The sequence below is a fragment of the Kribbella sp. WER1 genome, assembly GCF_054189145.1.
In genome coordinates, this window is record NZ_CM135186.1 from 4,816,928 (window position 1) to 4,830,835 (window position 13,908).

General features: G+C 69.8%; 16 protein-coding genes. 8 read left to right on the forward strand and 8 right to left on the reverse strand.

The annotated features are described in order from the left end of the window. Positions 1-73 precede the first annotated feature (73 nt). Both ACXJJ3_RS23330 and ACXJJ3_RS23335 read left to right on the forward strand, forming a co-directional pair. Positions 74-748: a phosphotransferase gene (locus ACXJJ3_RS23330; RefSeq protein ID WP_458163954.1), complete on the forward strand. Its 675-nt coding sequence runs from the start codon at positions 74-76 to the stop codon at positions 746-748. Then, entirely contained in the window at positions 745-1,137 is a 393-nt protein-coding gene (locus ACXJJ3_RS23335; protein ID WP_458163955.1) for a GNAT family N-acetyltransferase, read from the forward strand. The genes ACXJJ3_RS23330 and ACXJJ3_RS23335 overlap by 4 nt, the downstream gene beginning before the upstream one ends. Here the strand turns inward: ACXJJ3_RS23335 and ACXJJ3_RS23340 are convergent. After that, the gene (locus ACXJJ3_RS23340; protein ID WP_458163956.1) at positions 1,124-1,999 is read right to left on the reverse strand and encodes a hypothetical protein; all 876 of its coding nucleotides are present in this window, start codon (positions 1,997-1,999) and stop codon (positions 1,124-1,126) included. The genes ACXJJ3_RS23335 and ACXJJ3_RS23340 overlap by 14 nt on opposite strands. A 154-nt stretch (positions 2,000-2,153) precedes the next feature. On the opposite strand from ACXJJ3_RS23340, the gene ACXJJ3_RS23345 reads away from it, so the two are divergent. Further along, positions 2,154-3,287, forward strand: coding sequence for an MFS transporter (locus ACXJJ3_RS23345; protein WP_458171937.1), 1,134 nt, complete (start codon positions 2,154-2,156; stop codon positions 3,285-3,287). 35 nt (positions 3,288-3,322) lie between these two features. Continuing rightward, positions 3,323-4,228: a DMT family transporter gene (locus ACXJJ3_RS23350; RefSeq protein WP_458163957.1), complete on the forward strand. Its 906-nt coding sequence runs from the start codon at positions 3,323-3,325 to the stop codon at positions 4,226-4,228. Here the strand turns inward: ACXJJ3_RS23350 and ACXJJ3_RS23355 are convergent. Continuing rightward, a complete protein-coding gene (locus ACXJJ3_RS23355; protein ID WP_458163958.1) occupies positions 4,165-4,842 on the reverse strand; it encodes a TetR/AcrR family transcriptional regulator in 678 nt (225 codons plus the stop codon). The two genes, ACXJJ3_RS23350 and ACXJJ3_RS23355, sit on opposite strands and share 64 nt — an antisense overlap. 46 nt (positions 4,843-4,888) lie before the next feature. Between ACXJJ3_RS23355 and ACXJJ3_RS23360 the strand changes: the two genes are divergently transcribed. Continuing rightward, a complete protein-coding gene (locus ACXJJ3_RS23360; protein WP_458163959.1) occupies positions 4,889-5,800 on the forward strand; it encodes an SDR family oxidoreductase in 912 nt (303 codons plus the stop codon). On the opposite strand, the gene ACXJJ3_RS23365 is transcribed toward ACXJJ3_RS23360, so the two are convergent. Continuing rightward, positions 5,797-6,549: an MBL fold metallo-hydrolase gene (locus tag ACXJJ3_RS23365; RefSeq protein WP_458163960.1), complete on the reverse strand. Its 753-nt coding sequence runs from the start codon at positions 6,547-6,549 to the stop codon at positions 5,797-5,799. The genes ACXJJ3_RS23360 and ACXJJ3_RS23365 overlap by 4 nt on opposite strands. A gap of 12 nt (positions 6,550-6,561) precedes the next feature. Continuing rightward, on the reverse strand, positions 6,562-7,158 hold the full coding sequence (locus tag ACXJJ3_RS23370; protein WP_458163961.1) for a LysE/ArgO family amino acid transporter: 597 nt from the start codon (positions 7,156-7,158) through the stop codon (positions 6,562-6,564). A gap of 72 nt (positions 7,159-7,230) precedes the next feature. Between ACXJJ3_RS23370 and ACXJJ3_RS23375 the strand changes: the two genes are divergently transcribed. After that, the gene (locus tag ACXJJ3_RS23375; RefSeq protein WP_458163962.1) at positions 7,231-8,142 is read left to right on the forward strand and encodes a LysR family transcriptional regulator ArgP; all 912 of its coding nucleotides are present in this window, start codon (positions 7,231-7,233) and stop codon (positions 8,140-8,142) included. Here ACXJJ3_RS23375 and ACXJJ3_RS23380 read toward each other — a convergent pair. After that, positions 8,069-9,274, reverse strand: coding sequence for an FAD-dependent monooxygenase (locus tag ACXJJ3_RS23380; RefSeq protein WP_458163963.1), 1,206 nt, complete (start codon positions 9,272-9,274; stop codon positions 8,069-8,071). The genes ACXJJ3_RS23375 and ACXJJ3_RS23380 overlap by 74 nt on opposite strands. Before the next feature lie 60 nt (positions 9,275-9,334). Between ACXJJ3_RS23380 and ACXJJ3_RS23385 the strand changes: the two genes are divergently transcribed. Further along, on the forward strand, positions 9,335-9,895 hold the full coding sequence (locus tag ACXJJ3_RS23385; protein ID WP_458163964.1) for a TetR/AcrR family transcriptional regulator: 561 nt from the start codon (positions 9,335-9,337) through the stop codon (positions 9,893-9,895). On the opposite strand, the gene ACXJJ3_RS23390 is transcribed toward ACXJJ3_RS23385, so the two are convergent. Next, on the reverse strand, positions 9,879-10,718 hold the full coding sequence (locus ACXJJ3_RS23390) for an SCO6745 family protein (RefSeq protein WP_458163965.1): 840 nt from the start codon (positions 10,716-10,718) through the stop codon (positions 9,879-9,881). The genes ACXJJ3_RS23385 and ACXJJ3_RS23390 overlap by 17 nt on opposite strands. Next, a complete protein-coding gene (locus tag ACXJJ3_RS23395) occupies positions 10,715-11,215 on the reverse strand; it encodes an N-acetyltransferase family protein (protein ID WP_458163966.1) in 501 nt (166 codons plus the stop codon). The genes ACXJJ3_RS23390 and ACXJJ3_RS23395 overlap by 4 nt, the downstream gene beginning before the upstream one ends. Positions 11,216-11,285: 70 nt before the next feature. On the opposite strand from ACXJJ3_RS23395, the gene ACXJJ3_RS23400 reads away from it, so the two are divergent. After that, positions 11,286-12,389 (forward strand): calcium:proton antiporter, encoded by a 1,104-nt coding sequence (locus tag ACXJJ3_RS23400; protein WP_458163967.1) that lies wholly within the window; start codon positions 11,286-11,288, stop codon positions 12,387-12,389. On the opposite strand, the gene ACXJJ3_RS23405 is transcribed toward ACXJJ3_RS23400, so the two are convergent. After that, positions 12,355-13,782: an ankyrin repeat domain-containing protein gene (locus ACXJJ3_RS23405; RefSeq protein WP_458163968.1), complete on the reverse strand. Its 1,428-nt coding sequence runs from the start codon at positions 13,780-13,782 to the stop codon at positions 12,355-12,357. The two genes, ACXJJ3_RS23400 and ACXJJ3_RS23405, sit on opposite strands and share 35 nt — an antisense overlap. Positions 13,783-13,908: the final 126 nt, after the last annotated feature.

Here is a 13,908-nt window from a genome sequence, read left to right on the forward strand (position 1 = left end):
GACTCACACAAAACGTCGGCCACCCGCGGTCCCGGGCTCGATCCCGGCTGTCCTGAACATATTCGAGTCCGAGGTGCGCTTCTACCGCGAGATCGCGCCGTACGTCGGCGTCCGTGTACCCGAGTGCTACCAGGCGGAGTCCGGTCCGGACGGCACGCTGCTCGTCCTCGAGGACCTGTCCGCGTGGACGCCGGGCGCCGACCCGGCCGCCGGAGCGCGGGCACTGCACGGCCTCCACGACCGCTGGACCGGGCAGGCCCCCGAGCGTTGGCCGTGGCTGCGACCGGTCGGTGCGGGTGACGACCTCGTGGCGGACTTGTACGACCGCACCTGGCCGGCCCTCGCCACCCGACGGGACCTCAGCGCGCCGGTCCGTGAGTTCGGCGAACGCCTCGTCGGGAAGGTCGTCCAGGCCGAGCGTGCCGTGGCGACGGTGGGTGCGCTGACTCTCGTCCACGGCGACGCCTCCGCGCAGAACCTGCGGACGTCGCCCGCCGGCGAGGTCGCCTTCCTGGACTGGGAAGACGTATCGGCAGCACCCGGCGTCCTCGACCTGGCCTGGTTCATGGTCTCGTCCGTGGACCCCGCCGACTGGCCGGCAGCCCTCGCCGCCTACGGACAAGCCGACGGGCTGACCGCAGTACTGCCGTCCGTTGCGGTCCAGGGCTATCTGACCATGGCTGACCTTCCGGACGGCTCGGCCGGCGGATGGATCGCGCGGCTGGAAGCGGCGGTGGGGATGCTGTGAGGTACGTCGTACGGTTCGAGGTGGACGATCGCGAGCTGTCCGCCCTGCACGCGGCTGCTTTCGAAGGTGAGCCCGACGTCCAGCCGTGGGCGGAGCGGCTGGAGCGTTGGGCACTGACGTGGGTCGGTGCCTTTAGCAACGATGAGCTGGTCGGGTTCGTGCAGGTGTGCTGGGACGGCGGTGCGCATGCGTTCCTGCTGGACACCGCCGTACATCCGGATCACGGTCGACGCGGGATCGGGAAGCAGCTGGTCCTGACCGCGGCCGCGGAGGCGCGTGCTGCTGGCTGCGAGTGGCTACATGTCGACTTCGAGCCCCATCTGACCGCGTTCTACCTGGACGCGTCCGGGTTCCGGCCGACCGACGCCGGGTTGCTCAAGCTTCGATAGCGGTCAGGAACTCGGTCGACACGCACGATGTCAGGCAGCGTTCCTTCGCGTCGCCGAGCAGGTCGGCGGTCCAGGTGGTGAACCCGCCGTCGCCGATCTCGTTGCCGGCGACGCCGATCCCGAGTGCGGTGCCGGCGTAGTAGTTCGCGCTCTTCGTCCGCTCGGTGTCCTCCGTCAATGGCACGCCGAGCGCCGGGCGGACCGTGTCGTCGATCCGGTCCCGCAGCCCGGACTCCTTGAACGCGGTGAAACGCAGCTCGGCCTTCTCACCCAGTACGGCGTGCCAGAAGGTCAGGTGGTCGATCAGCAGCTCGGCCTCGGTCCGGGACGATCCGGTGTCCCGCGCGCTCGACACCAGGACGAACAGCTCGAAGTGCGCGGCGAACCCCGGCGTGTCGAACGGTTGTGCGCGGACCACCCGCTGACAGGTGGCCAGGTGAACCCGCTCCTGCCCGGCGCGTCGGCGTACGGCGGCCTCGATCGCCAGCTCGTTCGTCGGGTCGCTGGCCACCTCGGTCCCGCGGATCGTGCTGACGATCTGGTGCTGGTTGATCGGGGCGACCGCGGAACACGTCCCGAGCGGCGCGAGCGGCGACAGCTGGACGCCGGCGAACTTCTCCGGCAGCAACTCCCACAGCCGCTGGTGGGTCCGCACCAGCCGACGCGGATCGACCGTCGACGGCCAGACGAACCGGTCCTGCTTCCAGCGTTGCAGCAGGCGGGCCGGCTTCACCGCGGTGGCCCGTTCCCGCATCACGTCGAGCAGCACGGACTGCAGCTCGGACTGGCTCAACCCGTTCACGAGGGCGTCCCGGCTGCCGTCCGGCAGCTTCGCCCAGAACCGTTCGCTGACGTCTCCCATCGCCCTACTCTGACGGATATTTCCCGGACGGCGCGCGCCATTTACCGGTATCGTCGAGGACATGAGTCCTCCCCATCGTTGACGTTCCGAGCGAGCGCTGTCGGCCCGGATCGTCGCGGTCACCGCGCTGCACGACTTCATCCCGCTGTATCCCCTGTATCAGCTGCTCTTCAAGGACCACGGGCTGTCGCCTGCCCAGATCTCGCTGCTGTTCGTGATCTGGTCCGCGACCGGATTCGTGCTCGAGGTCCCGTCCGGAGCCTGGGCGGACTCGTACTCGCGCCGCAAGCTGATGATCCTCGGTGCGCTGATCAGCGGACTCGGGTACGCCGTCTGGATCACGCTGCCGTCGTTCGCGGGATTCGCGGCCGGCTTCGTGCTGTGGGGTGCGTCGTCCGCGCTGATCTCCGGTACGTACGAAGCGTTCGTGTACGACGAGCTCACCGCGCAGGGCCGCGCCGACTTCTACCCGACCCTGCTGGGCCGCGCCCGATCCGCCGCCTTCGTGGCGAACCTGGCCGCGACTCTTCTCGCTTCACCGTTGTTCGAACTCGGCGGGTACGTCCTCGCCGGAGTGGTCAGCGTGCTGAGCTGCCTCGTCGAGGCCGCGGTCGCCTGGTCGTTGCCCGAAGCCCGCGCGGTCGACGCCGGCCACGAAACGACGCAGACCGCGTTCACGAACTACTTCCGGATGCTTCGCACAGGTGTGTCCGAGGTGCTGACCGGTGACGTCGTACGACGCGCGGTGCTGCTGGTCGCGTTGCTGGGCGGATTCCTGGCGTTCGACGAGTACTTCCCACTGTTCGGGCGCGAGGTTGGCGCGGCGGACGGCGTGATCCCGTTGCTGATCGCGGGCACCGTGGCCGCGCAGGCGATCGGCGGCGCGCTCGCGGGACCGGCGTACAAGTTGCCGGTAGCAACGTTCACGGTCGGGCTGGCCGCGGCCGCGGTGCTGATCGCGGCCGGCGCGCTCGGCCGTTCCGCGTGGGGCTTCCTGCCGATCGCCATCGGGTACGGCCTCCTGCAACTGGTGATCGTGGTCTCCGAGGCGCGTCTGCAGGACGCGATCACCGGCCCGGCCCGGGCGACCGTGACCTCGCTGTCCGGCCTGTTCGCCGAGGTGTCCGCGATCGCGGTGTACGGCGGCTTCGCGGTCGGCTCGCTCTGGTTCCCGATGTCGATCCTGATCGCGGCGCTGACAGTGCCCGTGCTGCTGACCGCGTTCGTCGTACCGCTCACGCTGCCGGGGCCGCGCAGTTCGGCCGGCGCCGAAGCAATCGACCCCTAGCCTCACAGCATGAGCGGCGAAAACGTTGTCCGAATATGAGGAAACAGGGTGTACTCGCGGCCGGGGCCGCCGTGGTGACCGTGGTGCTGTGGGCGTCGGCGTTCGTCGCGATCCGGCATGTCCGGGCGGACCTCTCGGCGGGGGCCCTGTCGCTCGGGCGGTTGCTCGTCGGCAGTGTGGTGCTCGGGGTGTTCGTGTTCGCCCGGCCGCGGCGGTGGCCTGCGCGGGCGGACTGGAAGTTGCTGCTGGCCTGCGGGTTGCTGTGGTTCGGGGTCTACAACGTGGCGCTGAACGCGGCCGAGCGGCACCTCGACGCGGGGACGACGGCGATGCTCGTGAACATCGGCCCGCTGCTCATCGCGCTGCTGGCGGGGCTGCTCCTGCGCGAGGGATTCCCGCGGCGGTTGGTGATCGGGAGCCTGGTCGCGTTCGGCGGGGTGGTGTTGATCGGGGTGTCGTCGTCGCACGGGAGTGCCGAGACGCGGGGCGTGGTGCTGTGCCTGGTGGCTGCGGCGGCGTACGCGATCGGGGTGGTGTCGCAGAAGCCATTGCTGGCTCGGCTGCCCGCGCTGGAGGTCACGTGGTTGTCGTGCGTGATCGGAGCGATCGCGTGCCTGCCGTTCGGGCCCGCGTTGGTGCGGGAGATCGGGCCGTCGACGGTGTGGTGGGTGGTGTTCCTCGGGGCGTTCCCGACTGCGATCGCGTTCACCACCTGGGCGTACGCGTTGGCTCGGACGACCGCGGGCCGGATGGGCGCCACGACGTACCTGGTGCCACCGCTGACGATCTCCCTCGGGTGGCTGCTGCTCGGTGAGAGCCCGGCGCCGCTCGCGTACGGCGGTGGCGTGCTCTGCCTGGTCGGGGTCGCGATCTCGCGTTACCGCGCGAGGCCGGCGACGAAGGTGGAGAGTCCCGCCTCGAAGCCGCTGTCGAAGTCGTAGGCGAGGCCCTCGGGTCCGAGCTCGGCGACGATCCGGGTCAGCGTCGGCGCCTTCGACGGAGGCAGGTCGCGTACCCGCGCGAGCAGGTCCGGGGCGAGCTCGAAGGTGTCGGCCTGGACGGACGCCTCGCCGAGCGTGAAGCCGTGGACGAAGTCGACCAGCGTGTTCGCGGCCTCGAAGATCTGCCGCGGCGCGAGGCCGGCCCGGTCGAGCGCGCGGTAGAACGGCTCCATCGTCACCACCACGACGCTCGAGACAGCGGAGGTGTCGGAGAGCACCTGGAGCGCGAGATTCGGATGCGCGCGCAGGCCGTTCCGGTATGCCCGGGCCGCGTCCTTCAGTTGCTCGTCCCAGGGCACTGCGGGTCCCGGGTCCGGCAGTTCCAGTTCGGCGAAGACCAGCTCCGCGAGGCCGGCCAGTACGGCGGCCTTGTTCGGCAGGTGGTGGTACAGCGACATCGGGTTGACGCCGAGGGTCGCCGCGAGCCGGCGCATGGTCAGCGCGTCGATGCCCTCGTCGTCGACGATCCGCAGCGCCGCGGTCAGGATCGCCGTCCGGCTCAGCCGCTCCTCCCCCGCCCGCGGCCGTCCGGAGCGCTTGCCGACGTTAACCATACGTCGTATGGTACATAATCGTACAACGTATGGATAAGGAGGACGGATGCAGCCGTTGGCGGGGAAGGTGGCGCTGGTCGCCGGGGCGACCCGGGCGGCCGGGCGCGGGATCGCGGTCGAGCTCGGGGCGGCCGGCGCGACCGTGTACGTGACCGGTCGCAGTACCCGGGCGCGGCGGTCGGAGATGGACCGCCCGGAGACGATCGAGGAGACGGCGGAGCTCGTCGACAAGGCCGGCGGGCGCGGGATCGCCATACCGGTGGATCATCTGGATCCCGCGCAGGTGCAGGCGCTGGTCGAGCGGATCGAGCGCGAACAGGGCGCGCTGCACCTTCTGGTGAACGACATCTGGGGCCAGCACGGCGAGCCCGAGTGGGACAAGACCGTGTGGGAGAGCGACCTCGCCGGCGGGCTGCGGCTGCTGGAGCTGGGCGTCAACACACACGCGATCACCGCGCACTACGCGTTGCCGTTGCTGATCAAGTCTCCCGGCGGGCTCGTCATCGAGATGACCGACGGCACGGCGGAGTACAACGCGGAGAACTACCGGGTGTCGTTCTTCTACGACCTCGCGAAGGGCGCGGTCGCGCGGATGGCGTTCGCGCTGGCGCACGAGCTGGACAAGTACGACGCGACCGCGGTGCTGCTGACGCCCGGGTGGTTGCGCTCGGAGGCGATGCTCGACGGGTTCGGCGTCCGTGAGGACAACTGGCGGGACGCGACCGAGCAGGTCCCGCACTTCGCGATCTCGGAGAGCCCGTCGTACGTCGGCCGCGCGGTGGCGGCGCTGGCGGCCGATCCCGACGTACGCCGATGGAACGGCAAGTCCACGTCGAGCGGCGAACTGGCCCGGCTGTACGACTTCACCGACCTGGACGGCAGCCGCCCCGACGCCTGGCGCTACATGGTCGAGGTCGAACACGCGGGCAAACCCGCCGACACCACCGGCTACCGCTAGAGCTCGTACGGCGGGCAGACATCGTCGGCGTTGGGCGCGGAGCCGACCGGCTCACCCGTCGACGCCAACGCCGCCGGCGGATGCGCGGCCGCGATCGGAACCCCCGTCGCGGCCGCCAACGCCAGCACCTCCCGCCGTGACGTGATCGCCCGCGCCGGATCCCGCTCGTACACGTACGTCAGCTCGGGCCGCCGTACCTGCGCCGCATGCACGAACACGTCCCCACCGAGAATCGCCCGCTCCGTCACCACCGACTGATGCCCCGGTGTATGCCCCGGCGTCGGCAACAACCGCGCCCCGAACACCTCACCCACCCCGTCCACCACCCGCAACTGCCCGGCCTCCTCGATCGGCCGAATCCGCTGCTCGTACGTCGCCCCGCCCCGCACATGTGCCAACTCGTCCCGCTGCACGACATACTCCGCCCGCGGAAACACCGGCCGCACGCCGTCCGACGCCCACCCCACATGATCCAGATGCACATGCGTCAACACCACCGCGTCGACGTCTCCAACCCCCACCCCCACCCGCCGCAACAACCCCGGCAACCGCCCCGAAACCCCCAACCACTCGGCAGCCTCCCCACCCGCCGGCCCAACCCCCGCATCCACCAGCACCACCCCCGCATCCCCCACCACCAGATAACTGTGGAAATGCAGCAACCACCCCTCCTCCCCCACCCCAGGCAAAGCCACCTCGACAGCCTCCGGAAACACCGCCACCGCATCACACAGCACAGTCACGTCCACAGTTGTCGAGTATCAGCTGAGGAGCATCCAGGTGGCGAGGGTGGTCATGAGGAGGGCTATGGCGGTGTCGAGGAGTTGCCAGGCTCGGGGGCGGGTGAAGAAGGGGGTTAGTTTGCGGGAGAAGAAGCCGAGGGCGAAGAACCAGAGGAAGCTGGCGGTGACGGCGCCGAGGCCGTAGAGCCAGCGGCCGTTGGTGCCTCGTTGGTTGGCGAGGGAGCCGAGGAGGACGACGGTGTCGAGGTAGACGTGCGGGTTGAGGTATGTGAAGCCGAGGCAGGCCAGTACGACGCTGCGGAGGGCGGTGGGGGCGTGGTCGGTAAGAGTGATGGCGCCGGGGTGGAAGGCGCGTTTGGCGGCCAGGAAGGCGTACGTGTAGAGGAAGGCGGCGCCGCCGAACTTCGCGATGTCGAGGGCGAGTTGGCTGCGGGTGAGGAGGGCGCCGAGGCCGAGGATGCCGCCGGAGATCAGCAGGGCGTCGGAGAGGGCGCAGGTCAGGACGACCGGTAGGACGTGCTCGCGGCGCAGGCCCTGGCGGAGGACGAACGCGTTCTGGGCGCCGATCGCCACGATCAGGGTCAGCGACGTGGCGAGGCCGGCGAAGTAGGGCATGGTTCGACCGTAGGCATCGGCGTCCCTTCAAACCAGCTAAAGATTCTGAAGCACCATTAGGATTGCTTCATCATGCAATTCGACTCGGTGCAGCTCGAGACGTTCGTGGCGGTGCTCGACGAGGGCAGTTTCGACGCGGCCGCGCGGCGGCTCAGCGTGACGCCGTCGGCGGTCAGTCAACGGATCAAGGCGTTGGAGAGCCGGCTCGGGCAGGTGGTGGTGATGCGCGGGAAGCCGGCCCGCGCGACGGCCGCGGGGGAGGCCTTGCTCCGGCTGGCGCGGCAGGTCGCGCTGCTCGAGGTCGAGGCGATCGCCGCCGTCCGCGGGACGGTCGACGCGCAGCGGATCCCGATCGCGGTGAACGCGGACTCGCTGAACAACTGGTTCCTGCCCGCGATGCTCGACCTGTCCCGGACCCACGACGCCCGGTTCCTGGTGCATCAGGAGGACGAGGAGCATTCGGCCGAGTACCTGCGCAACGGTACGGTCCTCGCCGCGGTCACCGCGGATCCGCGTCCGGTGCAGGGCTGCCGCGTCGTACCGCTCGGGAAGATGCGGTACCTCCCGCTCGCCACCCCGGAGTACGCCGAACGCTGGCTGGCCGGCAAACCGTTGCCCGAGGCATTGGCCGAGGCGCCGATGGTGATCTTCAACGAGAAGGACGTCCTGCAGCACCGGCTGCTCCGCAAGGTGACGCGGCGGAAGCTGGATCCGCCGGCGCACGCGATCCCGGCGTCGGCGCCGTTCCACGAGGCGGTCCGGATCGGGCTCGGCTGGGGGATGATCGAGGACCAGCTGGCCGGTCCCGAGCTGGCCGCCGGCCGGATGGTCAACGTTGCCCCGGGCAAGCACATCGACGTACCGCTGTACTGGCAGCACTGGAAGCTCGAGTCCGGCATCCTCGACGCGCTCACGGCCGCGGTACGGCGGGCCGCGGAAGCCGGCCTTCGTACGTCGGCAGGTCGATCGCGTTCCCGACCTTGAGCGACATGTCCCGGATCACGTTCTTCCACGGCAGGTACGGCATCAGCCGGTAGGACAGGTTCCGGACCCGGGTGAACCACTTCGTCGCCGGGATGAACCAGCGCGCCCCGTCCACCGCCTGCCGCTGACACGCCTCGACGAACCCTCGCATCCGGTCGTCGTACGCCGAGAACGCCCGGGCGTGATCGCCACCGGCCGCGTGCAGCTCGCCGGCCAGTACGTAGGCGCCGACGATCGCGAGACTCGTCCCCATCCCGGACAGCGGCGAGGCGCAGTACCCGGCGTCGCCGCAGAGCGCGACGCGGCCGCGGGAGTAGCTGTCGAGCTTGACCTGGCTGATCGAGTCGAAGTAGAAGTCCGGCGCCGTCCGCAGGCCGTCGAGCAGCGTCGGCACCTCCCAGCCCAGGTCCCTGAACTGTTCCTCGACGATCGCCTTCTGCGCAGCGGCGTCCCGCCTGTCGTAGGTGAGATCCGAGGACGCGAAGTAGAACAGCGCCTTCGCCTCGGTGTTCTCGCGAGCGCTGTACGTGCCGACGGTCTTCCCGGGGACGTTCAGGATCCGCCCGGTGTGGTCGAGCCCGAGGTGGTTCTCGACGGTGCAGACCGACGCGTAGTACCCGAGATCCTGGACGTACGACGACTCCGGCCCGAACGCGAGCCGCCGGACGTTCGAGTGCAGCCCGTCCGCGCCGACCACGAGGTCGAAGCGACGCGTCGTACCGCTCGCGAACACCACCTCGACGCCGTCGTCGTCCTGGGTGAGCGCGGTGATCGAGTCGTCGAAGAGGTACTCCGTGGTGTTCCGGGTCAGGTCGTAAAGGATCTCGACCAGGTCGCCGCGGAGGATCTCGAGCTCGCCGCTGAACGCCTCGGCGGAGGTGGTCGCGGTGACCTTGCCGGACTCGTCGACGTACGTCATCGCGCCCATCCGGGTGGCGCGTTCCCGGACCGCGGGCAGGATGCCCATCCGGTCGAGCACGGTCATCGACGCGCCGCGGAAGTCGACTGCGTACCCGCCGGGGCGCGGGGCCGGGGCGCGCTCGACCACCGTCGGCTCGTACCCGTACTGCTGCAGCCAGTAGGCCAGCGCCGGGCCGGCCACGCTTGCTCCTGAGATCAGAACTGTTGTCATGCGATGACTGTACGATGGTCTTAGACATTTGTGCAAGACAAGCGTGCTAGAGTTTGGGACATGGGAAACCGCGAGGCGTTGGTCGAGGGTGCCAAGACGTGCCTGCTGGAGAAGGGGTACAGCCGGACGACGGCGCGCGACATCGCGACCGCCGCCGGGGTGAGCCTGGCCGCGATCGGCTACCACTTCGGCTCGAAGGACAGGCTGCTGAACGAGGCTCTCCGCGCGCTCCTGATCGACGAGTGGGCGACGGAGGTCGCAGCGACCGGGCGGGCTCGCGAGGGGGCCCGGCCTCAGGATCGCTTCGTGCAGACCTGGGAGGGGATCGTCGAGGGCCTGCGGGAGCCTCGGATGCGGGCGTTGTGGGCCGCGCAGTTCGAGGTGCTCAGCCTGGGGGAAACCATGCCTGAGCTGGTCGCGGACCTGGTGAAGATGCAGGGGGAGGCCCGCGAGGGGCTGGCCGAGATGTTCGGCGCGCCCGAGGAGGCCGGGGGACTGCTGCAGGCGATGCTGCTCGGCGTCGTGGCGCAGAGCATGTTCGACCCGGCGAGTGCGCCGACCGGCGAGGAGCTCGCGCGATCGCTGCGGGCACTCGCCGACCGGGTCAGTCCCAGCGCATAGCCATCGGGTTGTCGGCGGGGATCAGCCCGTCGGCCATCAGTACGGCGCTCAACGGGTGCACCAGGTCGTGCAACTCGGCGGTCGACTCGTCCCCGAGCGCGCGCCACCCCTGATCGGCCAGGGCGTCCGTCGTGTCCTCCACCTGCTCCCGCAGCGCCCGCCCCGCCGGCGTGAGCGCTCCGGACGCGTCCAGCAGGCCGCGCACCCGAAGGTCCTCGGACGCCTCCGCCCACTCGTCGTCGCTCCACCGGCGGTTCAGCTGGAAGACCTCCTTGTCCGGCCCACCGGCCGCGGAGATCGTCACCAGCGCCTGGCACGGACTGAGCCCGGCCGCGACCAGCGCCGCGACATGCCCGTCACCGCGCGACTCCCGCAGGATCGTGGTCGCCTGCCAGAGCGCCAACGCCGGCTCCGTTGGCCATTCCAACGATGCATTCGCCGCCGCCAGCGGCCGCCCCGCGATCGGCGCCACCTCGGCCGCCTGCCGCGCCAGCTCCGCCGCCCGGTCGAACGCCGCCTCCGGGAACAGCCGTCGTACGGCGGTGTCCACAGCCGTCAGCCGGGCCGCGAGCAGTTGTTCCGGCATCGCGTAGGTCCACGCGTCCGGGAGCGACCGCGCGACCATCGCCGGGTGGAAGTTGTAGAACACGGCCGCCACGAACTCCGGACCCACCGGCCCGAGCGGAGCGGCGCGGCAGCCGAAGTAGCTCATCCACCCGCCCTTGAGCCCGAGCGCGTTCGTCGCCTGCCGCGTCTCCGGCGCGAAGTACGTGATCGCATGAAACGGCTCGAGCGTCTTCCACATCCGGCGGGCGCGATTCATGGCAATGGACGGTACATGACGTGCAAACCGACGTACCCGAGTTTGGGGTGGTCGAAGGTTTCGGGGACGGTGCCGGCGATGCGGAAGCCGAGGGACTGCCAGAGGTGGACGGCGGGTTCGTTGGTCTCCACGACCGCGTTGAACTGGATCGAGCGGAACCCGGCCTGACCGGCCCACGCGATCATGTCCTCGCAGAGCGCCCGGCCGACGCCGCGGCCGCGGGCCGTCCCGTCCACCATGAAGCTCGCGCTGGCGACGTGCGCGCCGGGGCCGGGGCGGTTCGGGTACATGTTCGCGCTGCCGAGAACGGTGCCGTCGGCATCGACCGCGACCGTGGTCCGCGCCAACGGTGAGCTGGACGGCGACATCCACAGCGCCCGCGCCTGCTCCTCGGTGAGGTCCGGGTCGTAGGTGTAGGTTTCCCGCGCGGTGACGATCTCGTGGAAGAACGGCCAGATGGCCGGCCAGTCCTCGGCGGTCGCGTTCCTGATTTCCACAGACATAGTGGGAGAAGCATCACCCGTCGTTCACCGGAAGCCAAGCGGATTGCGGCTAGGCTTCGCAGGGATGAGTAAATCCGTGACCCAAGGGCTGCCGAAGTGGACCCTTGTCGTGCCCGCGCTCGCCTTCCTGGATCTTGTCGGGTCCTGGCACCGGGACCTGGGCACGGTGCTGCTGCTCCTGGTCTGCATCGGTCTCGGTGCTGCCGTCTTCGCGGCGGTGCATCACGCCGAGGTGGTCGCGCACAAGGTCGGTGAGCCGTTCGGCACGCTGATCCTGGCGCTCGCGGTGACCGTCATCGAGGTCGCGCTGATCGTGACGCTGATGGCGTCCGGTGGTGACAAGGCCGCGTCGCTGGCCCGGGACACGGTGTTCGCCGCGGTGATGATCACCTGCAACGGCATCCTCGGGCTGGCGTTGGTGCTCGGTTCGCTGCGGCACCGCGTGCAGGTGTTCCGGGTGCAGGCGTCGTACTCGGCGCTGACCGTGATGACCGCGCTGGTGACGTTGAGCCTGGTGCTGCCGACGTTCACCACGAGCGCGGAGGGTCCGCAGTTCAGCACTGCGCAGCTCGCCTTCGCCGGTGTCACCTCCTTGGTGATGTACGGCGTGTTCGTGTTCATCCAGACGATCCGGCACCGTGACTACTTCCTCCCGGCCGATACGAACGGCGACGTCGACGAGGACGAGGACCATCACGCCGACGCGCCGAGCGGGGCGACCGCGCTGCTCAGCCTCGGGCTGCTGCTGGTCTGCCTGGTGTCGGTGGTCGGGCTCGCGAAGACCGTCTCGCCGAACCTTGAGCACGCCGTCCAGTCGGCCGGCCTGCCGCTGTCCGTGGTCGGTGTCGTGATCGCGATGCTGGTGCTGCTGCCGGAGACGATCGCGGCGGTGCGGGCAGCCCTCCGCAACCGTCTCCAGACCAGCGTCAACCTGGCGCTCGGCTCAGCGCTGGCCAGTATCGGCCTGACCATCCCCGCGATCGCGCTCGCCTCGATCTGGCTGAGCGGCCCGCTCGTCCTCGGGCTCGGCGGCAAGGAGATGGTGCTGTTCGCGCTGACGGTGGTGACCGGCATCATCACGCTGTCGACCGGTCGGGCCACGCTGCTGCAGGGCGCCGTTCATCTCGCGGTGTTCAGCGCGTTCCTGTTCCTTGCGGTAAGCCCCTGAGGTAGGCGGCCACCGCCTCCTGGTGGTTGTGTTCGGCCCAGCTCAGCGCGTTCCCGTGGTAGTTCGGGTCGCGGAGTTCCGGGTCGGCTCCGAGCTCGATGAGCCTCCGTACCGTCTCCAGGTGGCCGGTCAGAGCGGCGCGGTGGATCGGCGCGGTGGCCGGCCGGTTGAGGTCGTATCCGAGCCGTTGCAGCGGTTCCATCGCCTCTGTCCGGCCGACCTCGGCCGCGCGGACCGGAAGGTTCGGGTAGCGCGCGACGGCCCGGGCCGCCAGCGCGGGATCGACGTCACGGAGCTCCCCGCGCATCGCGGCGGCGTACACCTCGTGGATCTCGTCCAGCGGTGCGGCCCCACGGGCGCGGAGCAGCTCGGCGATCTCCGTGTGCCCCTGCACGGCGGCAAGCTCGTACGGGCGTTCGCCGCTGAAGCCCGGGTGCTGCGTCCCGACGCCTTCGGGATCGGCGCCTTGGGCAAGCACCAGTTCGACGCGATGCCGCAGACCGGCCATCGACGCGAACACCAGCTCGTCTTCGAGCAGTTGCTGAGGCGTCGGGTGTGCGGTCGTCATCCGCTCGTGCCACGGCCCGCCGTCCCCTCGGCCGAGCCCGTACTCCAGCAACAGCTCCAGGTGTACGTCGTCGTACGGCGGGGGACAGCCGGGACCGCAGTTGTACATGGTCTGGCTGTCGTTCGGGTCCGCGCCCGCGTCGAGCAGCAGCCGCGCCAGCTCGACGCGTTCGTGGTGCGGGGGCTGATCGCCTTCGCCGCGGCCGAACACCCCGGTGAGCGCGGTGAACGGTGACGGCATGCCCTGCCAGAGGTAGCCCGCGTTCGGGTCGGCGCCGTTCTCCAGCAGCTTGTGGGCGATCTCCAGCTGATGCGGCGCATCGAGGCGGCTGTACGTGAGGTAGAGCAGTGGTTGCCAGCGGTACGGCCCACCCTCGACGCTCGCCTGCGAGTAGTCGATGTCGGTGTCGCCGGCCACCACCTGCGTATAGATGTTGCTCTGGGCAATCTCCGGGAACCGCTGCAGCAGCGAGTGCACGGACCGTTGCCGGGCTGGATCGTCCTCGCCGTAGTGCAGGGTCGCGAGCCGCAGGAACTCGTCGGCGCGCTGCTCCGGCGTGTCGAGCGGCCCGCCGACGGACTGCCGGTGCGGGGACCGGCTGTAGTGGTCCACCAGTTCGAGGTGTCGCACGATCCGCGGCCAGCTGGGGAAGCCATAGCTGCGGGCGATCACGAGTTGCGCGTCCGCCAGCGTCTGCACGGGATGGAACTCGGCGGCGAGCGCGATCGCCACGCTGTCGCCGGCTCGGACGTCCTTGAGCAGAGACTTTGCCTGCCCGCGCAGGTGGTCGAGGTTCGGGTCGTCCGGAAGGTGTCGGGTCGGCATCGCCGACCTCCTCTCTACGAGCCTGCTGTCCGCGTCGTCAGGCGAGAAAGGAGGTCAATCCATACTCAGTACAAGCATCTCAGGTGGGCTGAGCCCTTCCCGCGGACCGGTGGCACCCTGAGCGCC